The sequence below is a fragment of the Brockia lithotrophica genome, assembly GCF_003633725.1.
Lineage (GTDB): Bacteria > Bacillota > Bacilli > Thermicanales > DSM-22653 > Brockia > Brockia lithotrophica.
Genome location: NZ_RBIJ01000001.1, coordinates 457,171 through 479,523 on the forward strand (window position 1 = coordinate 457,171; position 22,353 = coordinate 479,523).

Below are 22,353 nucleotides of genomic sequence, written 5' to 3' on the forward strand. Positions count from 1 at the left end.
CACTAAAACGGCCCCATCGAAATTGCGGGCGATCAATTCGTCTTGCGAACGGGCGAAGAAGAGACCCCTCTCGCCCGCACGCGCGTCTTTCTTTGCCGCTGCGGCGCCTCCCATCGCAAGCCCTTTTGCGACGGAAGCCACGCCCGCATCGGATTTCGGGCACCCGCCGGAGAACTCACGTGGGAAGCGGAGAGGCCATAACCGGGACCACCGCCGATCCCGGACCACCCCGAGACACGCCTACCGCAATTTCAAGCCCCCGGCCGAAAAGCCCACGGCTGGGGGCTTTACGTCTTCACCTTTCTTCCGTGAGAACCGCACGACGGATTTCCGCGAGGAAGCGGGACCCGTGCCCCTGCGCCGGGTGTACGACCTTGAGGTGCGAGATCCCGAGCGCCTCGAGCCCTTCGTGGGCGACGTTCCCTACGGCGACGACGCGCGGAAAGGCGCCTTCCCTACTCCACCGGCGGAAGATGCCGAGAAATTCCGAGAGAACCTCAAGCCCTTCCCGCACTTCGCGGCGCCGGGGCGGACGGTTGCTCATGGGGCCTCGTTTGGAATCCAGAGGATGAAAAGGAACGACGCTAAAGAACACCACGTCTTCGGGGGCCAGCCCCGCCGCGCGTACCGCGCGCCAGACCAAGGTAGCGCTCACCTCTGCGAACCCGTAGAGGCGCGTCGCCTCCGAGGTTCTCCCCGCAAGTATCGGGTGGTCGGGACGGCTCGTGCGCACGCCGCGGCGGCCGAAGGCCACCTCGGCGGGGATTTCTGGATGAAGGCCGAGGAGGATTCGCTCCGAGGTAAAGGGAACGCCGGAAAAGCGCGCGCCGCGGTAGCCTAAGGCCTCGCCGATCCACACCCAACGGACGCGGCCGAGGCGTCGCGCGAGGTAGTACGTAAGGTGCAGTCGGCGGACGCACGGGGCAAGCCGAGAACGGTCCCACACGAGGTCGCTCTCCCTCCACGGATTGAAGAGATCGCCCCCCGTGGGAATTGCGGCAAGCTCGCGGACGAACCGCGCCGCCTCCGCAAGCGCTGCCGTAGACCGGTCCGACACGTCGATCTCCCCCGTCGTTTGCGGCAACGGTTTCGGGCTTTCCGTTCCCAAGATACCTCTCCCCTGGGATGAAAAAAAGCCCGGCGGCTTTCGCCGGGCATCCGAACCGTACGGCATGACCATCTCCACCCACGTCTCCCCTACCCTGTGGCAAAACCGCCGCGGCTTACTTCGCGCGTTCCTTGGCGCGATCGATCGCCGCCTGAGCGGCCTGCGCGGCAGCCTTGAGCGCGTCGTCCGGCGACTTCTGTCCCAAGAGGGCCGCCTGGATTTCCTTGTCGATCTCCTTGAGGGCGGCATCAAACCCGGGAATCCTCGGATCAAAGAACCCGTAGTCGAACTGCTGGGTTCCCACGCCGTAGGCGGGATTTTGGGCGACGTAGTCCTCCCACTCCTTCGTCTTGAGCGCCGAATAGCGGATGGGGAGATATCCCGTGGACTTCGCCCAAAAGACCGTGTTGTCCGTGTTCAGGAGGTACTTGATGAAAAGCCACGCCGCAAGCTTCTCCTCGGGTTTGGCCGAATCGAACACGGCCACGGCGTTCCCGGCAAAGGCCACCGCCTTTTCTTTCCCCGCCGGCACGGGAGCGGCAGCCCAATGGATGTTCCCTTCGGCAGCTTTGGCCACAAAGGGAATTCCCGCCGAGGAGCCAATGTACATCCCTACGTCGCCGCGGCCGAAGGGGTTTGACATGTACTGATCCTCTCCGGCGAGTCGGGCGACCTTCTCCTGGAAAAGCCCCACGAGGAAGCCTAGGGCTTCCCTGCCCTCAGGGCTATCGAAGAGGACCTTGCCCGTAGCTTCGTCGACGTAGCGCCCTCCCGCCTGCCTTACCCATTGGTGGAACTGCCAGCCCACAGAGTTTTCAAAGCCCATTCCGATTACGCGCCTGCCGTTCTTTTCTCCCGTGAGCTTTTTCGCCGCCTCCTTGAGCTCGTCCCACGTTTTGGGCGGCTGAAGCCCCGCCTCCCGGAAGTAGTCCGTGTTGTAGTAGAGGATTTGCGTGCTCTTGCTGAAGGGGAGCGAGTAGTACTTCCCGTCCCACTGGTTGGCCTTGCGGAAGACCTCTACGATGTCGTCGAGTTCTTGCTTGCTCCAACCGATTTCCGAGTTCTCGATGTACGGCGTGAGGTCGGCGACGAGCCCGTTTTGCCGGAAGTCCGTCACCCAAGTCTCGATCACCTGAGCCATGACGGGAAGCGTGTGGGACTTCGCCGCCGCGACGAGCTTTTGCTGCAGATCGCCGTAGTTCCCCTGAGCCTCGAGCTTGATCCGAACGTCGGGATGTTCCTTCATGAAGTTTTCCGCAATCGTCCTCAGGGCCTCTTCGTGCTTTCCCGTCATCGCGTGCCAAAAGGTGACCTCCACGGGCCCCGTGAGCTTTGTCGCGATGCTCGAAGTTTCGGCGGGTGCAGAGGTCTTCTGCGTTTCGCTCCCTCGACAGCCGCCCATGGTGAGGGCAGCAAGGAGGACGGCGACAAGAAGGATGCCGAGACGTCGGGCGAAAGGCGCGCGGCGCATGTCGTACCCTCCCTCTTCTTTCCCGTACTCGCCTCTCTATCGCCAGGCCGCACGTCGCGTTGCGGCTCGTACTTTCCGCCCTCCCCGCGCCCGCCGGCGGACCGGGCATCTGTCGGGACGAAAGGCTTTCTCCTTCATCCCTTGATTCCCGCACGGGAAATTCCCTCGACGATGTGGCGTTGAAAGAGGAGAAAGAGGACAACCATGGGAACGATCACAAAGGCCGAGGCCGCCATGAGGAGCTCGTACGCGGTACCCGCCTCCGTGGTAAACGCCGTAAGACCTACGGGGAGCGTCCGCATTTCCCTGCTGTTTGTGACGATGAGAGGCCAGAGGAAGGCGTTCCAACTGCCGATCGCCTTGAGGAGGGCGATCGTCACGAGCGCGGGTCTCGTGATCGGCACGAGGATTTCCCAGAGAAAGCGAAAGTCGCCGGCTCCGTCGACGCGGGCCGCGTACCCGAGTTCCTTCGGGACGGACAGAAGGTGCTGTCGGTAGAGGAAGATCGCAAAGACGCTCGCCGTCCAGGGGACGATGAGCGCCGCATACGTGTCGATCCACCCGAGCCTCGTGAGGGTGAGGTAGTTGGGTACGAGGAGGACCTCCCCGGGAACCATCATCGTCCCGAGGAGGAGGCTGAAGAGCACCTCCCTTCCCCAAAACCGAATTCGCGCGAAGGCGTACGCGGCGAGGACCGTCGTGAGAAGTTCCCCGAGGGTAGAGAGGGTCGTGACGATCACGCTGTTCACGAAGTAGCGGCCGAAGGGCGCCATGCGCAGGGCCTCGGCGTAATTTTCCCAATGCGGGGGAACGGGCACCCAAACGGGCGGAAGTACGGCAACTTGGTTGGGAGTCTTAAGCGAAGTAGAGAGCATCCAGAGGAAAGGAAGGAGCATGAGGACGCCGCCGAGAAAGAGGAGGAGGTAGATCGTCCCTTTCGAGAGCGCGTCGCGCACCACGCGAGTCCGCCTCCTAAGTTGAAGCTCATCGGTTGTAGACGATCCTTCGTCCGATCCACAACTGAAGGAGAGTGAGGAGGAACGTGAGGAGGAAAAGGACGTACGAGGCCGCTGCAGCCACGGCGTAGTCTTGTTCGCGGTAAAACTTCTCGAAGATGTAAAACACCAAGGTGAGAGCGCTGCGCACGGGTCCCGCGTTTCCGCCGAAGAGGGCGTACACCTCGTCGAACACCTTAAAGGCGCCGATCACGGAAACGACGGAGACGAAAAAGGTCGTCGGCGCGAGAAGCGGAAAGGTCACGTGCCAGAAACGCTGCCATGCCGTCGCATGGTCCACGCGGGCCGCCTGCTCGTACACTTCTGGAATGCTGGAAAGCCCAGCGAGAAAGATGAGGATGTTGTACCCCAGGCTCTTCCAAATGGCGAGGATCACGAGAGAAGGGAGCGCCCACTTTGGACTCGTAAGCCACGGGATTGGAGAAATTCCGAACCAGGACAGTACGTAGTTCAACAGGCCATAGTCCGTATGGAAAATCCACCGCCAGACGACGGAAATCGCCACGACGGACGTCACCACCGGGAGAAAGTACACCGTGCGAAAGGCAGCCATGCCGGGAAGTCGTTGACGAAGGAGGAGGGCAAAGCCGAGGGAAAGCGCAAGGGATGCCGGCACGACGCCGAGGACAAAAAGCACCGTGTTGCGGAGAGCCCGCCAAAAGCTGGGATCGTGAAAGAGGTATACGTAGTTGTCGACGCCGTAGCGGTACACGACATCGCGATAGTAGTCGTAGTCGGCGTAAAAGCTCAAAAGCAACGAAGAAAAAATCGGATAGACGGTAAACACCCCTAAAACCACGAGGGCAGGGGCGAGGTAAAGCGACGCCTTGAGAAACGAAGAGAGGGTAGGGCGTTCGTCCACGGCCTACACCCCTCTCGAGCGCAAGAGTTCGGAATCCCTCGCATCCGCATCGCGGCGCACGCGAAGGCGCAGGTTTTTCCCGTCGGCGTCGAAGACGTGTACGCGGGAGGCGTCGATCCCCACGATTACCCGATCGCCCGCCCGGTATGGGGAAGACGACGGAGCGACGAGGCGAAGGTCGCCGGCGGAGGTACGTACCTTGTACAGCACGTCTCGCCCGACAACCTCCCTGTGGACGACAAGACCCGGAAACTCGTTTGCCGCCGGAGAACCTTCTGCGCCCTCCCCCGCCTCCAAAAGGGGGAAGGGGGGTGTCCCCTCCGACCGAGAAGGACGAAGGCTCGCCGCTTCAGGACGTACGCCCAGCTCATACGCCGCACCGGGACGAAGTTCGGCAAACTCCTCGGGGGAGACTTGTACCTCGAGCCCGCCGGAAAGGGAAAATCTCCCGCTTCCGGCGTACTCGGCGGGAAAGAAGTTCATCGGCGGGTTCCCGACGAAATGGGCGACGAAACGATCTAGAGGAAATTCGTACAGTTCTTCCGGAGGAGCGAACTGCACCGCCTTTCCGTCGCGCATTACGAGAATCCGGTCGGCGAGCGAAAGGGCCTCTTCTTGGTCGTGGGTTACGAGAACCGTCGTGATCCCCACCTCACGCTGCACGCGGCGAATCTCTTCTCGCATTTCGAGGCGCAGGCGAGCATCGAGGTTGGAAAGCGGTTCGTCGAGAAGCAGAAGGTCGGGGCGTTTCACGAGCGCCCGGGCAATGGCCACCCTTTGCTGCTGACCTCCCGAAAGCTGGGATGGCTTTCGCTCCAAGAGGTGGTCGATGTAGAGCATGCGGGCTACGGCGAGCACCCTTTCCCGGCGTTCTTCCCGCGGTCGGCGCTGCATGTGCAAAGGGAAGGCGATGTTCTCGAAAACGCTCATATGCGGGTACAGGGCGTAATTTTGAAAGACGAGGCCCACGTTCCTTCGCTCCGGCGGGAGCGCGTTCACCACGCGCCCGTCGAAGCGGATTTCTCCCTCGGTAGGTACGTACAACCCCGCGAGGAGGAAGAGGGTGGTCGACTTGCCGCACCCGCTCGGGCCCAAGATCACGACGAACTCGCCCGAAGCAAACTCCACACTCAGCGCGTCTACGGCCGTCACCTTTCCGAACCGCATGGAGACCCTTTCGAGCGCGACGCGCACTCCGACCCCTCCCCGGCAAGATCGGACACAAAAAGGCATCTACATACCCGCGGACCCTCAGAACCTGCTGCGGCCCATACCTTCGTGAGGGCCGCATTTCAACATACCACATGGAATGCGCACGAAACGTTAAGATTACGTAAGGTGTCTGTAAAGCGTCTGTAAACCGGGCGAGAAATACGGGACCACTTGCGGGAGATTCTAGACCGACGAAAGAACACCGGGCGAGCACAAAAAAAACCCATCCCGAGGATGGGCACGCTGTGTACGTATCTTTTTGGTAGGTCTCAGGAGGAAGGGCCTTGGAGTTAACGCCTCGTCAACCTCAATGCCACTGTAACGGCATTGAGGACGCCGACGGCGATGACCAGGTAGTAGGCGCCTTCGCCAAGATAGAAGGAAGAGGCGGTATTCTCACCGGCGGCTTGGAAACCAAAGATCAGGAGTCCTCCGGGAGCGAGCTGGAAGGAGGGCAAGCCAGCAAAATCGCCGATAATGAAGACGATAAACGCAAGGATAAAGAGACCCAAAGAAGTCAAAAATGCACCTCCGACCAGGGCAAGAAGCACCTGTCCCGCTCCTTTGATCATGTGGACGGCTCCTTTCCGCATGCGGTGAACCCTCTGCTTTACATAGGTCCGCCATGTGTCCACAGTTCGTCGCCAATGGTGATAAAATGGACTGTCGTTAAATATAGGTAAAAGGGTCGAAGTTTGCGCGAGAAAAGGGGGCGCAGCTGCCAGCCATAAACGATCGCTCGAGTTCGCCCATTCGTCGTGAAGGAACCACCCTTGACCATCGGATTGGAGGCTAACTCCCGGAGCCAGGGTCCAAACATTTGTCGAAGACCTTCCTTCACGGCCCATCGCGGCGCCTCCACTTTTCGGCAATGATGGCAAAGCCGATTCCCAAGGAAATGAAGCCTAGGCTGGATATTATGAATCCCACAGGACGGGGAAACAGGGATTCCAACATCTGGGCTCCCCTGTACAGAACGACCGAAGCCAGAGCGAACAGCACCGCATTCATGAGCCCTTGGAGGGTATCCTCGTCCCGTAATGGCACCGCGACGCCCCACGCCAAGGCCAAGGAGTAAGTCACGAGGGCATAAATGGTAGCCTGACCCAGGTTTGGCACCAGGATTTCCGCGTTCAAGCCTATGAGAAAGCCTACGCCCATGAAGAGGATCACCCAGGCCATACTGGCGAGGGCGATGGTACCCATGGCCTTGGCTAAGACATAGTCGGTAGGACGCAGGGGGAGGCTGCGGATCCATATCTCCAGAGGAAGATCGATAGCCCGAGCCCTAAGGACCATCAGAGCCAACGAAAAGGCTCCCAGGTAAAGGGCTGTCGGGACATAAAGGAGCTCTCTCACGTAGGGGGAAGGGTTCAATCCTTCGCCAGCCCAGGGCCTCCAGAGGAGGAGTCCAAGGAATAGCCAGATACCTCCTATGGAAGGGGCGAGAATGATCTTTGTGTTGGTATCTCGCAGGATGTTCCGGGATTCATAGCCCAACCACGCCCACCGTCCGCGGGGAAAAGGCATTCGGTGGCCGAGGGGCGGTTGATCCATTCGGGTACGAACGTCCCCATCCGTCGACCACGAAAAGCGGTTTAGGAGCCACCGCCAGGCCAACCAATCCAAGATAAGAAGTACCCCGATGCTCCCCACCAGAAGAGGCCCCGGCCGAAAGACGTCGAGCCAAGGGGTTCCGGTGAGAAACCAGAGGATGGCTCCGATAGCCCCGGCGAAAAGGGCCCAACCCCGTCCTACCGCCAGCTTTCCGATCAAAGTTAACCAGGCAGTGCTAGTCATCAAGATGACGACACCTACTCCTCCAACCGCCATACCAGGCAAGGAAAGGTACCCACGCTGGGTGAGAGCCAGGAACACCGGTGCCGTGAGGAGCAAGGAAAAGATCCCGGTAGCCAGGAAAAGAGGGGTAGTGCTTCCGAAGAGGAGAGCACCATCAGTCACGGGCAGGGCTTGGTGGAAACCCTTCGGGATAAGGCGCCGGGCATCGACAAGAAGGAATGCCAGAACGGTACCGACGGCTAGGATACGCACGAAGTAGAGGATCAAGAAATCTAGCACCGGTGTCGACGCGGTGAAAGTGATTCGAAAGAGAGCTACGTCTGCCAACGAAAGGCCCAAGAGTGCCAGCAAAACGACAGTCCACACCCATGGAGCGTCCCACACCAAAGCCGTAAGGCTTCGGCGGATTTCAAGGAGTCTCATTCGGCTGATGAGCCACCAATTCACGGAGAAGCTCCCTCCGCTCACCGCCGCCTACCGCAAAGAGAAAAGCTTCTGCCAGGTCGGAGGCGTGATATCGGGCCTTCAATTCCTCTGCAGACCCCTGAGCTGCAATGCGACTACTATGGACGAAGTAGAACCGGTCAGCTACCTTTTCGGCAAAGGGAAGGTCATGCGTCGCAAGCAATACGGCTACCCCTTGCTGCGCCAAAGCATGGAAGAGGTCCCGCACTAATACCACCGTCGCCGGGTCTAACCCAGAAGTGGGTTCGTCACAAATGAAAACGCGAGGCCGAGGGAGAAGGGCCGCGGCCAACTGTACCTTTTTCCGCATCCCGTGGGAATACCCCTTCATGAGGCGATCGGCCGCACCGGAGAGATCCAGATAGGCCAGCCATCGTTCGATGGCGGACTCCGCTTCGGAGCGGGGATTTTCATAGAGGGCGGCGATAAAACGAAGGAATTCTCGTGCGGTGAGGAACTCGGGCACCTCATGGGATGCTGGGACAAAACCCAGATGGCGGCGCAGGCGCCAGAGGTCGGGGGGAAGAGGGGCGGGGCGACGAGACTCGGGAGCGGTTCCCCAAGTGTAGTCCAGAACCCGTACGCGACCACGAGAAGGGGAAAGGATCCCGGCGACAATGTTCATCAAGGTGGTTTTGCCTGCCCCGTTGGGACCGACCAGGGCGACGATTTCGCCCGCTCGTACCTTGAGGTCGGCATCCTGAATTCCCGGCACTTCCCCAAACCATCGAGTGACCCCATCCGCCTCTACCAGCACCGCATTCGTCAAAAGAAACCACCTTTCCCATCAAATATCCGAAAAGTTCGGCCCACTTTTCCAGGAAGACGAGAAGGGGCTTCTCTTCCCTCAAACCGCCGAGCGCACCGCCTCGAAGCCCGTCTCCAAGGCGCGTTCGTTGGCCGGGATGAGGCGGTGGCGATGAGGCGGCAAGACTTCACGTAAGGCGAGTTTGAGGTAGGCGAGATCGACGACTCCCGTCAAGGCGGCATACGCGCCCACGAGCACGTTTACAGCGACGCGTGCGTCGCCGATCTCTTCCGCAAGGGAGGTGGCGGGAATCCCGAGCAGGCGACCGAGCTTCACTTCGAGATTTGACCGAACGTCGGGGGGAAGCTCGACGATCGAAGCGTTATAGAGGACGATGCCTCCCTCCCGCACCTTCGGGACGAAGCGGTCGAAGGAAGGGCGGTTCATGGCGAGGACAGCGGTAGGGGCGAAGACGAGCGGCGAGACGACGGGGCGACGCGAGAGGACGACGGCGCTGTAGGCCGTTCCCCCGCGTTGTTCGGCGCCGTATGCGGGGACCCAGCTCACGTGTAGCCCCTGCATCATCCCCGCCTGGGCGAGGAGAATCCCCCCCGTAAGCACGCCTTGCCCGCCGAAGCCGGCGACGACCACTTCTTCGGGAGGCAATGGCGGAGCCGCATCCCCCATCCCCGGGCCGAGGGCCGAAACCGAGGCGCTTTCGACTTTTCCAGGCGGAAATCCCCTGTATCCTTCCATAGGTGCTCTCCCCCGTTCGTACCCTTTTATCGCTCAGGCGAGCGGTTTCCAACCTTCGGGGACCTTGATCTCCCCCAGGGGGTAGTACTTTACGACCTCTGTTTCGATGTAGCGCAAGGCATCTACGGGATCCATCTTCCAGTTGATGGGGCAACTCGAGAGAAACTCGACCAGAGAAAACCCGAGCCCTTGGAGTTGCACCTCAAACGCACGCTTCAAGACGCGCTTTGCCCGCAGAACTTCTTTGGGGGAAGTGACCGTAACGCGGGCGAGGTATACCGCACCTTCGAGCGAGGCGAGCATCTCGGGCATGCGGATGGGAAATCCCGTAAGCGCCGGATCGCGACCCGCAGGAGAGGTCGTCGTCCGCATCCCCGGAAGGGTGGTAGGGGCCATTTGTCCGCCTGTCATGCCGTAGACCCCGTTGTTCACGAGAATCGCCGTGACGCGTTCGCCGCGGGCGGCGGCGTGCACGGTTTCCGCCGTGCCGATGGAGGCGAGGTCACCGTCTCCCTGATAGGTAAAGACAAAACGGTCCGGAAGCACGCGCTTCACACCCGTCGCCACGGCAAGGGCCCGCCCGTGGGCGGCGGAGATCATGTCTACGTTCAGGTAGTCGTAGATGAGCACGGAACAGCCGATGCTCCCCACGCCCACCGTCCGTTCGAGGAGGTCGAGCTCTTCGAGGACTTCGGCCACGAGGCGGTGGATGATCCCATGCGTGCAGCCGGGGCAGTAAATCGTGTGTGCCTCCGTAAGTCCGCGGGGGCGAGCAAACACGACCTTTTTCTGGTCGACGCCTCCTTCCCTTTCCCGCACTAGGGAACTTTTGGGGGAGGTCGTCTGTACGCCGGCGCCTTCTTCTACGGCTGGTCCTCGGGATTCGCGAACCTCTTGGCTCATCGGCTGCGCACGCCCCTTTCTGCGGCTACGTCTTCCGCAGCCGTCACGATTTCGTCCAACGTCGGCACGATGCCCCCTGTGCGTCCGAAGAAGGACACGGGTTTGCGCCCTTCCACGGCAAGCCGTACGTCCTCCACCAACTGGCCGAGGCTCATTTCGACGGTGAGAAAGCTTCGCACCCCGGGGGAGTCGGCAAGCTCTCGGATTCGCCGTGTCGGGAAAGGATACAAGGTAATGGGCGCGAGCACGCCGGCAGCAATTCCCCTGCTCCTCAGAACCTCTGCCGCCGCCTGCGCGAGTCGTGCCATCGTTCCAAAGGCCACGAGAACGAGTTCCGCATCCTCGAGGGCGAATTCCTTCCAACGCTGCTCTTCTGCCTCGATCTGGGCGTACTTCTCCGCCAGACGGAGGTTGTGGCGCTCGAGTTCTTCCGGCTCGAGGTAGTCGGTCTTAATCACGTTCTTGGGGCGTCGGCCCATCGTCCCCGTCGTTGCCCACGGTTTTTCTGGCAGGTCGAGCGGGGGGAGCTCTTCCTCGATTTCCACGGGCTCCATCATCTGGCCGATCATCCCGTCACTCAACACGATCACGGGGTTTCGGTAGCGATCGGCGAGGTCGAAGGCGAGCTCCATCACGGGAAAGATCTCCGGCACGGACGTAGGTGCAAGCACGATCGTCCTGTAATCCCCGTTGCCGCCCCCCTTCACCGCCTGGCGGTAGTCCGCCTGCGCGGGCGCGATGTTTCCGATGCCCGGACCTCCCCGCATCGTGTTCACGATCACGGCCGGCAGCTCCGCACCGGCGAGGTAGCTGATTCCCTCTTGCATGAGGGCGAGGCCCAGGCCGGACGTCGAGGTCATCACCCGCGCCCCCGCCGCAGCCGCTCCGTAAAGCATGTTTACGGAAGCGGTTTCGCTTTCCGCCTGAAGGAACACGCCGCCTACCTCAGGAAGTCGCCGCGACAAGTACTCCGCAACTTCCGTCTGCGGCGTGATCGGGTACCCGAAGTAAAAGCGGCATCCGGCGCGAACTGCCGCCTCCCCGTACGCCTCGTTCCCCTTCATGAGGATCTTGCGTTTAGGCACGGAGGGGCACCTCCTCGCGGACGATCGTGAGGACGACGTCCGGACACATGTAGGCACAAAACGCGCACCCTTTGCAGGCCTCGGGATTTACGAACTCCGCCGGATGGTAGCCCTTTGCGTTGTAGCCTTCGGAAAGAACCAACGAACCGTGCGGGCAGGCGCTGACGCAAAGCCCACACCCCTTGCAACGCTCGACGTCCACGTACACCGCAAAGCGCGGACGCACTTTCCCCACGAGCTCCGCCTCCTCCCGCCTGCCGTTCCAAACCGTCATACGCACCTGTACCTTCAGCAGAGTTCCCGCTCGCGTCGGCGTCTCCGAGGCGGAAATCCGCTTAGGCGGTATTGTAGCATACTTTTCCTGAAATAGGAGGTGTGCGACACATCTTCCCATCTCCCGCAAGAGGAAGACTTCCGCGCCGGCCCGGGAAAAACGGAGCTATACTTGAAACGATGAAAGCGCGTACATAAGAGCGAAACCACCTCCACTCACAACTCCAACCCAAAACTCACGGAAAGGAGAACCACATGTCCACACCCCGCAATGCCGTACCCCGCTATGCTCCCCTCACCTACAGCGCGGGAAATTTCGCCGTAGGACTTATGACCCAAGCCTTTGCCGCGTTCGTGCTCTACTTCTACGTGGATTACCTCGGAGCCTCTCCCCTTTACATCTCCTACGCCATGGCGGTACACGGGATTTTTAACGCCGTTCTTAACCCCCTTGTAGGGCAGCTATCCGACGCCACACGTACCCGCTTCGGGCGAAGGATTCCTTACATCGCCTTCGGATTCCTTCCTCTCGCGCTCGTGTACGGACTTCTTTGGAACCCCCCGGCGAACCCGAACCTCCTCGTCCTGTACTTCCTCTTCATCGTTTTCCTCTACGACTCCCTCTTCGTGCTCGTGGTTCTCAATTGGACCGCGCTCTATCCCGAAATGTTCCCTACCCCCGAAGAACGGACGTCGGTGGCCGCGCTACGGCAGTTCTTCGGATTTTTGGGAATGATCAGTGGAATGGTCATTCCGCCTCTCATCGCTTCCCGGACGGGTTGGTCGGCCTTTGGGTGGATCGCCGCAGGATTTGTCTCCCTTTTCCTAGGCGTGTCACTCTTGGGAGCCAGGGAAAGGGAGCCTTCTACGACCGGCACACTCCCCCTTTGGACCTCCCTAAAGGTTACCCTTACGAACCGCACCTTCCTCGTATTTGTGGTCGCGAACCTCGCCGTCCAAACGGGGTTCGCCCTGCTTACGGCTACCGTTCCTTTTTACGCGAAGTACCTCCTCCGGCTTCCGGAAGAAAAAACCGCCCTCCTCTATGCGGCAATCCTCCTCCCCTCCCTCCTTGCCATGTTCATTTGGGGTTACGTTTTGAAGTACGTGCCCCCGCGTCGTGCCGTAATCACAGCTCTCGTGTACCTGTCGGCCCTTCTCGTCTCCTTCTTTTTCGTGACAAACTTGGCCATTGCCCTCGCCGCAGGGGTGCTTTTCGGGTTCGGTCTCGCGGGGGTCGTCATCCTCTTTGACATCCTCCTCGCCGAGGTCATCGACGACGACGCACGACGGAATGGCGTGCGGCGAGAAGGGATCTACTACGGCGTAAACGGATTTGTGATCCGCCTTTCCGTAACCCTGCAGGCGATCCTCACCGGAACGGTGCTCACCCTTGGGGGATACGTACCCCATGCCGCCTCCCAGGTCCCGTCGGCTCTGCTCGCCATTCGGTCCCTCATGGGGATCTGGCCCATGTTTTTCCTCCTCGTGGCAATCCTACTGTTTCGGGTCTTTCCCTTGGGTAGGTTTCCTCAGAATCCCGACGCTCCTCCCTCCTAAACGGGGCCATGGAACGCCACAGCCGATCGCCTTTTCATCCGAGGGTTCCGTTTCCAAAAGTGCGAGAAGATAGAGTACAATGGGCTTAGAAGTGCAGAAGGGGGTGGACAGCCGCTCCCCGGAGAGTCGCTAAGACCCACGATTTCCAACAAGCCGAGAGGGGGAAAACCTTTGATCGGGAAGTCCCTCGAAGACGGGTGGACGGCATTACGGGAAAACGGGTGGCGGCTTCTTGGTGTATCGCTGCTCATGGGGATTTTAATCTTTCTCGTCTCTGCGGTCGGTTTGGCGGTCGTCGGGGCAATCTGGTACAGTGTGGATCCGGAAGCTCTTTCGGACTTGGTCTCGCAACTCCAAAGCCCGGGGGACGAGCCGCCGGAAATCCCCCAATCGGTAGACATCGTTGCACAGCTTCTTATCAACGTCCTTTCTTCACTCTTTCTCGGCGGGTTTTACGCCGCCTTTCTCGCCGCTGTCCGCGGGGAGCCGTTCGGCGTTGGAATCCTCTTTTCCCGTATGGGAGACTTTTGGAAGTACTTTGTCGCCTACCTCGTAGTCTCTTTTGTCGTCGGATTTGGCTTTCTTTTCCTCATTCTTCCCGGGATTTACCTGGGCGTTCGGTTGTCCCTTTACCCATTTGCCATCGCTGACGGATACGGGCCGTTTGACGCGCCCTTTACGGTCAGCTGGGAGGCCACGCAAAAGAGGTTTTGGACGGTCTTCGGCTTCTACGCAGCCCTCATAGGAATTGGCCTTTTGGTTTTTGGAGCAATTGGAATGGTCTTCTTCCTCGGAGTACTTTTCCCCTTCTTTATGTCGGTAGGCATTCTCCTCCTCGTCTTGGGGGGAATTGGTTTTTCCTTGTACGCCGTTACCGCCTCGGCCGCCCTGTACAACCAACTCCTCGAAGAAAAAGGGATCTCTCCCGCCCGTGCGGATTCTTCCCTCGCCGACCGCTACTGGTGAGATCTTCGCCGTTCCGGCCTAGACGTACCTCTGTCCCGCATTCTCAGAGCTTCGATCCAAACAGAATCGAAATACAAAGCCCGCCTCCCAGCGGCATGCCAGGGGGCGGGCTTTTCGTGGGCCGCAAAGACTTGCGCTTACGCCGCCTTCGCCCCACCGGATTCCCCAAAAGGGGCGGGCGTTCGCAGGTAGCGAACCCCGAGCCACGTCTGGACGGCGGCAAACACCGCGCGTAAGGCGACGTCGGGAAGGAGGTGGGCAACCCACGCCCCGAGCGCGGACCCGAGGAAGATCCCGGCGAGGAGTCCGGGAAGGATGGGTGCGGCGACGTTGCCGAGGCGGAAGTGCGTCCACGCCCCCACCGTACCCGTGGGTACCATGGCGAGAAGGGACGTCCCCTGGGCGAGGTGCTGGCCCACGCCGAGGAAGACGACCATCGCAGGGACCATGATCGACCCGCCGCCAACGCCCATCATCCCCGAGAGAAACCCCGTGAAGATCCCCGTCGCGAGGAGGACGGCGATCCCCGCGGCGGAAGTCCCGATCGGAGTTCCCGCGCCGGAAACGGCCAAAGCGTTGAGGTACGGTCGGGCGAGGAGAAGAACCGCCGTAAAGAGGAGGAAGGCACCAAAGGCGCGCTTCAACTTCCACTCGGGAAGCTCGTGGGCAAAGCGCGCTCCAAAGTGGGCCGTAACCATCGCCGTGGCCGCGAGGAGGAGGGCGCCCAGGAGGTCGGCGGAGCCGAAGCGGGCGTACGTCGCCGCGCCAGCAACCCCCGTGACGACGACGGCGGCGAGGCTCGTCCCGTGGGCGCGAACTTGGGAGAGGCGGAAGACGCGCACGAGGAGGGGGATCATGATCACGCCGCCCCCCAGCCCTACGAGACCGCCGAACGACCCGGCGAGAAGACCGATGAGCGCGGCCTGAGCGTTGTGCCGAAATTCGCTTTTGTTCACGCTTCGGCCTCCCTTTTTACAGGAGGCTTTTCCTCTTCTTGCCAGCCCTCTACTTCCCGGCGGGCGAAGACGAGGTAGCCCGTATGTCCCGTCATCCGGTCCTCCGGACGCAGGCGGGCGGGGTTGGGCTTGTAGTAGCGGTGTAGGATCTCGAGGACCTCGACATCCGTAAACCCTGCCTGAAGACTCTGGAGGAGTTCCTGTACCTGATTGGTCGTGGGCAGGAGAAAGGCTACGGGGGCGCCCGGCCGGAGCGCGGCGTAGAGCGGTGCGAGCACCGTTTCGGGTTCGCGTACGTCGATGAATGCCGCGTCGTACGGCCCACCGGCGATCGCCTGCGAGGCGTCGGCGTGCACGAATTCCACCACGTCCGCAAAGCCCGCACGAGTCACGTTTTCGCGGGCGAGGCGGAGAAAGGCTTCTTCCCGCTCGTACGTCACGACGCGGCCGGACGGAGATACGGCCCACGCGAGGGCGATGGTCATCGCCCCGCTTCCCGAACCCGTTTCGAACACGCGATCTCCCGGGCGAAGCCCGAGCTTGAGAAGGGTAAACCCCGCGTCCTTGGGGTAGACGATCTGCGTCTTGCGCCGAACGCGCATGAGGAGGTCTTCGAGGCTCGGACGGAGCACGCGCACGCGAGCTCCGATGTTCGTCCTAAGCACCGAACCCACATCCGCTTGCAAGACTTCGGCGAGGGAAAGGGTTCCGCGGTGCGTGCCGTAGGTTCCCTGCGCATCGGGGTCTACGTGGAGGAGGGCGCGCGTTCCGTCGTCGAAGAGGAGGTACACCGGTCCTATGGGCATCCCATGACCCCCTTTGCACCGCGCCGGGGGAGGACGATCGTCCCGTCCTCCCCCGCGAGGAGTTCGGTTTCGCCTCGGAGGTGGAGAATTCCTGTCCAAAGGGCGGCTACGGCGTCCAACTCGTCTTGCGTGGGCAGTCCTTCGGCCGACTCCGGCAGGGGCAACCCGCGTCGGCGGAAGAACGCGGCAATTTCTTCCCTCGCCTTGCGGGGAACTCCGCAAACGTCGTACGTCGCCCCCGGATAGACTTCCCAAACCTCCTTGCCCCGTTTCCGCCACGCTTCGGCGAAGCGCATGCCCCGCTCCGTCAGACGGCGCATGGGGCCGAGCGTCACGGGAAAGAAGCGAATCCCCCTTTCGCGGAGCATGCGGTCGCAGGCGCGTAGGTGCGGTCCGCTTCGGTCTTCCACGCCCTTTCTGCCCGCGGGGAGACCTAGGGGGGCGTCTACGTAAATTCGGTCGAAATCCGCGGCGAGTCCTTCGATCTCGGCATCGGCGTACACGATTCCCACGCGCAGCGCGCCCTCGGAGCAAAAGGCGTATCCCGTAGGGCGCCGCGGACTGCCGGCGAGGTCGAGGCCGAGAATCCGAACGGGACCTTCGGACTTCGCTCCGCTCATCCCAGAGGGAAGACCTCCCGCCTGCGCCCGCGAAAGGCGACAACCTCCCGGTAGCCCACCTCGCGGGCGAGGGCGAGGGCTTGGTCGTACGCGTACCCGAGGTTTTCCGGCTCGTGGGCGTCGGAAGAGAGCACGATGGGCACGCCCCGGGCGTGGAGCTTCTCGAGAAGCGGACGCGCGGGGTAGATCTCACCCACAGGTTTGCGCAACCCGGCGGTAGAGATCTCTACGACGAGGCCGCCGCGGGCGACGGCCTCGGCAACTTCTTCGTAAAGCTCGTCGAGAAACTTCGGGTCGGCGGGACGATAGCCGAAGATCTTGACCAAGTCGATGTGTCCGACGATGTCCACGAGGTGCGCCTCGGCCATGGAGATGATCTGGTCGAAGTACGCCCGATACACCTCCCGGATGTCCCTCCGCTCGTACTCGTGGCGGAACTCCTTGAGGTCGATGCCCCACGATCCGATCCAGTGAACGGACCCGATCACGTAATCGAACGGGTAAGACTCGAGGAAGCGGGCGATGCGCTCCTCTTTGCCAGGGACGTAGTCCATCTCGATGCCGAACTTCAGGGGGATTCCCTCGGCCCGGGCGGCGTCTACGAGGGCCACGTACTCCTCCATCCGCAGGCGCCGTCGCGCCTCCGCCCAAGGCTCTTCCACGATCCCCCGCGTCTCGGCAAAAAAGTAGGCGTGCTCCGAAAGCCCCCACTCTTCGATACCGAGCTCCGCGGCGCGTTCCGCGTAGCGCCGCAGGTAGTTCGGATCGAACCCCCCTGTTTCGTAGATGTGTACGTGGTAGTCCGTGAGCACCGGCGGTCCTCCTTTTCGATTCGAACCGTCCGCTCTAAGGGGGGCGATACGAGCCCCTCCCTCCAGGAGACGAATCGACTTCCTACTTTCCTTCCCGCGGAAGGGGAATGCTCTTCAGGGCGGCAATGGGTTCTCCCCGATCCTTTGCGCCGAAGACATACGTCCCCGCGACGAGGACCGTAGCACCGGCCTCCACGACCTCACGCCCCGTTTCGGCGTTGATGCCGCCGTCGACGGAGATCGGAACGTGCGGGCGTCCGAGTTCCACGAGCATCTTCCGGATTCGCGCCACCTTGTCCTTCACCCAGGGGATGAAGGCCTGCCCGCCGAACCCGGGGTTGACGCTCATCACGAGGACGAGGTCTACCTCGTGGAGGAGTGGGCGTATCGCCTCGCAAGGGGTCGAAGGATTGAGGGATATTCCCGCCTTCATCCCCATGGACTGGGCGGCCTTGATCGCGCGGTGCGCGTGCGGATCCGCTTCGATGTGGAGGGTGAACGCGTCCGCACCCACATCGCGAAAGGCCTCGAGGAGCCGTTGGGGGGCTTCCACCATGAGGTGGACGTCGAAAAAGAGGTCCGTATGCCGCCGGAGAGCCTTTACCACGGGCGGGCCGAAGGTGAGGTTGGGCACAAAATGCCCGTCCATCACGTCCCAGTGAAGCCAATCGGCACCCTTCGCCTCCACGTCGCGCACGTCTTCGAGAAGGCGGGCGAAATCTGCCGAAAGGAGCGAAGGGGCGACGAGGGGACGGTCGATCTGGGCAAAGAGGGCAAAGGATTCGTCGCGCTTCACACGGGCACCTCCTCGATCGTCGAAGGAAAAGCTGCAGCTAGGCGTACGCGCACTGTGGGGAAACGTTCCGCGTTCCGCGGAGAACTTTCGCTAGCTCAAACTCAGTAGCGCTCCGCGTGCATTTCCCGAAGCTCGCGCAAGAAGGTGAGGTAATTCGCGTAACGGGATCGGGCGATTTTCCCTTCCTCTACAGCCGCGCGCACGGCACACCCTGGTTCCCGTTCGTGCAGGCAGTCGCGAAAACGGCAGCCTTCGGCGCACGCCGCAATTTCCGGAAACAGTCGTCCGAGTTCCGGAAGACCCACGTCCGGTAGGCGAAGCGCCCCGAACCCCGGGGCATCGGCGATCCAACTGCCCTGTCCTACGTCGACGAGGACGACTTCGCGCGTCGTGTGCCTTCCGCGGCCGAGCTTCCGGCTGAGCTCTCCGACCGCAAGGGGAAGGTCGGGGCGAAGCACCCGCAAAAACGAAGTCTTCCCCACCCCCGAAGGCCCGGCGAGGACGAGGACTTTTCCGGCCAAATGGGCGCGGACCTCCGGAAGCCCCTCTCCGGTACGCACGCTCCCCGCAAACGTCGCATACCCGGCGCTCCGATATACGCCCAAAAGCGCTTCGAGCTCCTCTCTTTCGGAAAGCCCGAGGACGTCTACCTTGTTCCAAAAGAGAACCGCTTCGAGTCGGGCGTGTTCTACGTGCACGAGGAGGCGGTCGAGGTACGCGAGGTCGACCTCGGGTTCCCGTAGGGTGGCCACCACGAGGACGGCATCCACGTTGGCCGCGGGGGGACGAACGAGCTCGCTCTTGCGCGGGAGGACCTCGATCAGCACGCCTTCTCCCTCGCCCGTGGGCCGCACGTGGACGAGATCCCCTACGAGAGGCGTAATTCCGAGCTCCCTCAGGAGTCCGCGTGCGCGCGTGCGAAGGACCGAACGCCGGAAGTCCTGGCCGTCTTCAGCGGACGGGGTTTCTCCGTCCTCTTCTACGACCACGTCGTAGTAGCCCGCCAGAGCGCGAACGATGCGTCCCCGCAGGAGCGTCTCCTTCAGAACCTTCCCCCCTTTCTCAATCGAACGGCACAAGAATAGTATAGCACAGCGCCCCTCGGCCTTCGACTTACCGCGGCGGGACGCGGTTCCAGGCCGCCGGCACCGGGAGAGAGTTCCCCCCTTGGAGAGAAAGGGGGGGAACTCAGGGCGAAGGGGGAGAAGTGCCACTGGCCGGCGGGGATGCTCCGTTTTCTCCCTGTGCGTCGCCGCGCTTCGCTTCCGCGTAGGAGATCGCCTGAGATAGGACGAGAGCCCCGTTTTGGTAGACGCGGAGAAGCCCGTCCTTCCCCGGCGCCAAGACGAGGAGGACCTCGTACGTCTTTGCGCCGTTTACCGTTTCCCGAATCACCGTGTGGTCCGTAAAGCGGGCGTCGCTCACGCTGATTCGGACGTCTACGGACTCGCCGCCCTGCGGCAGGACGGTCACCGGGTAGTGAACTTCCACGGCGTCGGGGAGGAGCCCGTCGGAGACGAATAGGGTCACCTTCGTTCCTGGGGAGGCCTTTTCCCCCGCTTGGTAGGGCCAAGCCCGGATCACGGTTCCCTCGGGGAAGTAGCTCTTTTCCCGCTCGACCTTGGGATCGGGGTCGAACCCGGCACGCGCCAGAAGTCCCCGCGCCTCCTCGAGAGAACGGCCGACCACGTCCGGCATCACCGTCTCTTTAGGTCCCTTGCTCACGACGAGCGTCACCGTCGTCTGCTTGGGCACGACCTCCGTTCCCCCCGCCGGCATCTGGCGGATGACGACTCCGGCGGGCACCGAGTCGGAAAACTCCTCCTCCGTCCGTACTCCGGCAAAGGCGGCAAATCGCGACTTGGCCACTTCGAGCGTAAGCCCGCTCACGTCGGGTACAGGCACCTTGCGAGGTCCAGAAGAAAGGGTGAGGAGGACGGAAGCGGTGGTTTTAAGGCGCGTCCCCGCCGGGGGATCCTGCGCGATTACCTTCCCCGCCTCGACTTCGTCGGAAGGTTCCTCGCGCGAGTCTACGTGGGCAAACCCCGCCTGCTCCAAGGCGCGAAGTGCCTCCTCGCGCGTCATCCCCGCGACGTCGGGTACTTCTCTTTCGGGTACCTGGAAAGAAGCAGAGAGGGCGTGGATCCCCCACCAGAGGAAAAGGAGAACGGCAAGCGCAAGGGCGCTCCCCCACACGTAGGGCTTTCGTAAGGCGCGCACCACTCGCCCTCCGCGTCCCGACGCGGGGGAAGACCCGGTCCTTTCTGAGGAAAGTTCCGAAAAGGGACGCGTCCACGCCTCGGCGTCGGGGAAATCCGCATCCGGTTCCTCCCAGGGCGGCTCCTTTCTCCGCGCCGGATCCAGAGAAGAGGCGAGGTCGAGGCGCATCGCCTCGGCAGACGGGTACCGGTTTTCGGGACGTTTGGCCATCGCCCGCCGGACGACGTTTTCCAAGGCCACGGGAACCTCCGGCCGCCGTTCGCGTACGGAGGGGGTAGGGGCATCTACGTGCTTGAGGGCGACGGTTACGGGACTGTCCCCGGTAAAGGGGAGGACGCCGGTGAGCATCTCGTAGAGGACCACACCGAAGGCGTACAAATCGGACGCCGGCGTGATGGTTTCGCCTCTCGCCTGTTCGGGCGAAAAGTAGTGGGCCGAACCGAGGAACGTGCCGCTCTCCGTGAGCGTCTCTCCCCCCAACGCACGCGCGATGCCGAAGTCGCTCACCTTGGCCGTACCGTCGGCGGTGAGGAGGATGTTGTGCGGCTTGACGTCTCGGTGTACGATCCCGCGGTTGTGCGCATGGGCCAGGGCGCGAAGCACCTGGTCGCCGATGGAAAGGACTTCTTCCAAGGGCAGCGGCCCGCGAGCGCGGATCTCTTCCTTGAGCGTTCGTCCTGGCACGTACTCGAAGACAAGGTACGGAGCGCCTTCGTGGGTCCCCGTGTCGAACAAGGTCACAATGTTCGGGTGGGAGAGGAGGGATACGGCCTGCGCTTCGCGCAAAAACCTCCGGCGAAACTGCTCGTCGTCGGCGTACGGCTCTCGCAGGACCTTGACCGCCACGTTCCTGCCCAAGAGGAGGTCCTCCGCGAGGTACACGTAGGACATCCCGCCTTCGCCCAACTTCCGGCGAATGAGGTAGCGACCTCCGACGACGTCCCCCAGTTTCACCGACCATCCTCCTCTCCCGCTTCCAAGAGAACGACGGTGACGTTGTCGGTCCCGCCGCGACTCAAGGCGAGGCCCACGAGCTCGCTCCCTGCGGTGTCCAGGTTGCTCGTCGTGCCGAGGATCGTCGCGATCTCCCCGTCGTCCACGTGCTGCGTGAGGCCGTCCGTACAAAAGAGCAGCCGATCTCCTGCACTCCATTCGAGGCGCAGGGGGTCTGGCGTGACGTGCGCTTCCGCCCCTACCGCGCGCAGGATGATGTGCCGTTGGGGGTGCTCCCGCAACGCCTCATAGGCAATATGGCCCTCTTTGTACAAGGTAAAGACGTAAGAATGGTCGTCGGTAAGCCGCTCGAGAATTTCCCCTTTGCGGCGAAAAAGGTAGACCCTGCCGTCGCCCACGTGTACGCCCACACCTCCCCGGGAGTCTACGAGAGCGACGTCGACGGTGGTTCCCATGCGCCCCTCCCACTTCCCGGCAAGTTCAAACACGCGGGCGTTGGCGAGGCGCACCGCTCCTTCGAGGAGCTCTAACCAACGCCGCTCTCCTTCGGGATCGCCGACGAGCGGGAGGTCTTCCAAACGTTCTGCCTCCGCCTTTACGTGGGCGACAACAACGTCTACCGCCGTCTGCGCGGCGACCTCCCCGCGCTCGTGTCCCCCCATTCCGTCGGCCACGACGACGAGGACCTTTCCCGAAGGAAGGGGTTCGACGGCAGCAGCATCTTCGTTGTTCGGACGCACCCGGCCGAGCTCGGAAAGGCTGAAGACCTTCACCTCGATTCCCTCGCTTCCCTCGCGCATCGCTTTTCCCCGCTTTGCCGTACGGGACACCGGGCTACCCTCTGCATCGTCGAAACGGCACCTACCTTTTACGGAACGCTGGCACTTTCATCGCCCGAGGCTCGGGAAAACGCGCGTCCCCTTTCGCGAAAAAACGTCGCCTGGGATCCGGACGGAAAGGGAAA

23 protein-coding genes are annotated in these 22,353 nt (G+C 62.0%); 3 read left to right on the top strand and 20 right to left on the bottom strand.

Annotated elements, in window-relative coordinates; genetic code table 11:
• Positions 1-15 precede the first annotated feature (15 nt).
• Positions 16-201: a CDGSH iron-sulfur domain-containing protein gene (locus tag C7438_RS09605; RefSeq protein ID WP_353653307.1), complete on the top strand. Its 186-nt coding sequence runs from the start codon at positions 16-18 to the stop codon at positions 199-201.
• A 94-nt stretch (positions 202-295) separates the two neighbouring features.
• On the opposite strand, the gene C7438_RS02095 is transcribed toward C7438_RS09605, so the two are convergent.
• From C7438_RS02095 to C7438_RS02150, 12 genes are all read right to left on the bottom strand, one after another.
• Complete coding sequence (locus tag C7438_RS02095; RefSeq protein WP_121443681.1) at positions 296-1,180, bottom strand: uracil-DNA glycosylase; 885 nt, start codon at positions 1,178-1,180, stop codon at positions 296-298.
• Positions 1,181-1,223: 43 nt separating this feature from the next.
• Positions 1,224-2,579, bottom strand: a complete 1,356-nt coding sequence (locus C7438_RS02100) for an ABC transporter substrate-binding protein (RefSeq protein WP_121443682.1) — start codon at positions 2,577-2,579, stop codon at positions 1,224-1,226.
• 134 nt (positions 2,580-2,713) lie between these two features.
• Positions 2,714-3,535 (bottom strand): carbohydrate ABC transporter permease, encoded by an 822-nt coding sequence (locus tag C7438_RS02105; protein ID WP_170143487.1) that lies wholly within the window; start codon positions 3,533-3,535, stop codon positions 2,714-2,716.
• Between the two features lie 28 nt (positions 3,536-3,563).
• A complete protein-coding gene (locus C7438_RS02110; RefSeq protein WP_121443683.1) occupies positions 3,564-4,457 on the bottom strand; it encodes a carbohydrate ABC transporter permease in 894 nt (297 codons plus the stop codon).
• 3 nt (positions 4,458-4,460) lie between these two features.
• Positions 4,461-5,651, bottom strand: coding sequence for an ABC transporter ATP-binding protein (locus tag C7438_RS02115; protein WP_121443684.1), 1,191 nt, complete (start codon positions 5,649-5,651; stop codon positions 4,461-4,463).
• A 308-nt stretch (positions 5,652-5,959) separates the two neighbouring features.
• Positions 5,960-6,241 carry a hypothetical protein gene (locus C7438_RS02120; protein ID WP_147401963.1) on the bottom strand — a complete coding sequence of 94 codons (282 nt, stop codon included), beginning with the start codon at positions 6,239-6,241 and terminating at the stop codon, positions 5,960-5,962.
• A 265-nt stretch (positions 6,242-6,506) separates the two neighbouring features.
• Positions 6,507-7,169, bottom strand: a complete 663-nt coding sequence (locus tag C7438_RS08985) for a hypothetical protein (protein ID WP_147401964.1) — start codon at positions 7,167-7,169, stop codon at positions 6,507-6,509.
• A 709-nt stretch (positions 7,170-7,878) separates the two neighbouring features.
• Complete coding sequence (locus tag C7438_RS02130; protein ID WP_121443687.1) at positions 7,879-8,703, bottom strand: ABC transporter ATP-binding protein; 825 nt, start codon at positions 8,701-8,703, stop codon at positions 7,879-7,881.
• A 78-nt stretch (positions 8,704-8,781) separates the two neighbouring features.
• Positions 8,782-9,438, bottom strand: coding sequence for a 2-oxoacid:ferredoxin oxidoreductase subunit gamma family protein (locus tag C7438_RS02135; protein WP_245956421.1), 657 nt, complete (start codon positions 9,436-9,438; stop codon positions 8,782-8,784).
• Between the two features lie 33 nt (positions 9,439-9,471).
• Complete coding sequence (locus tag C7438_RS02140) at positions 9,472-10,341, bottom strand: thiamine pyrophosphate-dependent enzyme (RefSeq protein ID WP_121443688.1); 870 nt, start codon at positions 10,339-10,341, stop codon at positions 9,472-9,474.
• On the bottom strand, positions 10,338-11,426 hold the full coding sequence (locus C7438_RS02145) for a 3-methyl-2-oxobutanoate dehydrogenase subunit VorB (protein ID WP_252393312.1): 1,089 nt from the start codon (positions 11,424-11,426) through the stop codon (positions 10,338-10,340). Before C7438_RS02145 ends, C7438_RS02140 begins: the two co-directional genes overlap by 4 nt.
• Positions 11,419-11,661 carry a 4Fe-4S binding protein gene (locus C7438_RS02150; protein ID WP_245956423.1) on the bottom strand — a complete coding sequence of 81 codons (243 nt, stop codon included), beginning with the start codon at positions 11,659-11,661 and terminating at the stop codon, positions 11,419-11,421. The genes C7438_RS02145 and C7438_RS02150 overlap by 8 nt, the downstream gene beginning before the upstream one ends.
• Before the next feature lie 293 nt (positions 11,662-11,954).
• Here C7438_RS02150 and C7438_RS02155 point away from each other — a divergent pair, with 293 nt between their 5' ends.
• Both C7438_RS02155 and C7438_RS02160 read left to right on the top strand, forming a co-directional pair.
• Positions 11,955-13,259 carry an MFS transporter gene (locus tag C7438_RS02155; RefSeq protein ID WP_121443690.1) on the top strand — a complete coding sequence of 435 codons (1,305 nt, stop codon included), beginning with the start codon at positions 11,955-11,957 and terminating at the stop codon, positions 13,257-13,259.
• Between the two features lie 171 nt (positions 13,260-13,430).
• Positions 13,431-14,225, top strand: coding sequence for a hypothetical protein (locus tag C7438_RS02160; RefSeq protein ID WP_121443691.1), 795 nt, complete (start codon positions 13,431-13,433; stop codon positions 14,223-14,225).
• A gap of 137 nt (positions 14,226-14,362) precedes the next feature.
• Here C7438_RS02160 and C7438_RS02165 read toward each other — a convergent pair whose 3' ends face one another.
• The 8 genes from C7438_RS02165 to C7438_RS02200 all read right to left on the bottom strand — a co-directional run bounded on the left by C7438_RS02165 (position 14,363) and on the right by C7438_RS02200 (position 22,219).
• Positions 14,363-15,181 (bottom strand): sulfite exporter TauE/SafE family protein, encoded by an 819-nt coding sequence (locus tag C7438_RS02165; RefSeq protein WP_121443692.1) that lies wholly within the window; start codon positions 15,179-15,181, stop codon positions 14,363-14,365.
• Positions 15,178-15,987 carry a tRNA (adenine-N1)-methyltransferase gene (locus C7438_RS02170; RefSeq protein WP_121443693.1) on the bottom strand — a complete coding sequence of 270 codons (810 nt, stop codon included), beginning with the start codon at positions 15,985-15,987 and terminating at the stop codon, positions 15,178-15,180. Before C7438_RS02170 ends, C7438_RS02165 begins: the two co-directional genes overlap by 4 nt.
• On the bottom strand, positions 15,978-16,607 hold the full coding sequence (locus C7438_RS02175; protein WP_121443694.1) for a DUF429 domain-containing protein: 630 nt from the start codon (positions 16,605-16,607) through the stop codon (positions 15,978-15,980). Before C7438_RS02175 ends, C7438_RS02170 begins: the two co-directional genes overlap by 10 nt.
• Positions 16,604-17,419 (bottom strand): histidinol-phosphatase HisJ family protein, encoded by an 816-nt coding sequence (locus tag C7438_RS02180; protein ID WP_121443695.1) that lies wholly within the window; start codon positions 17,417-17,419, stop codon positions 16,604-16,606. The genes C7438_RS02175 and C7438_RS02180 overlap by 4 nt, the downstream gene beginning before the upstream one ends.
• Positions 17,420-17,501: 82 nt before the next feature.
• Complete coding sequence (gene rpe, locus C7438_RS02185) at positions 17,502-18,215, bottom strand: ribulose-phosphate 3-epimerase (RefSeq protein ID WP_245956426.1); 714 nt, start codon at positions 18,213-18,215, stop codon at positions 17,502-17,504.
• Between the two features lie 101 nt (positions 18,216-18,316).
• Positions 18,317-19,294, bottom strand: a complete 978-nt coding sequence (rsgA, locus tag C7438_RS02190) for a ribosome small subunit-dependent GTPase A (protein ID WP_170143488.1) — start codon at positions 19,292-19,294, stop codon at positions 18,317-18,319.
• A 109-nt stretch (positions 19,295-19,403) separates the two neighbouring features.
• Entirely contained in the window at positions 19,404-21,389 is a 1,986-nt protein-coding gene (gene pknB / locus C7438_RS02195) for a Stk1 family PASTA domain-containing Ser/Thr kinase (RefSeq protein WP_170143489.1), read from the bottom strand.
• Positions 21,386-22,219, bottom strand: a complete 834-nt coding sequence (locus C7438_RS02200; protein ID WP_121443698.1) for a protein phosphatase 2C domain-containing protein — start codon at positions 22,217-22,219, stop codon at positions 21,386-21,388. The genes pknB and C7438_RS02200 overlap by 4 nt, the downstream gene beginning before the upstream one ends.
• Positions 22,220-22,353: the final 134 nt, after the last annotated feature.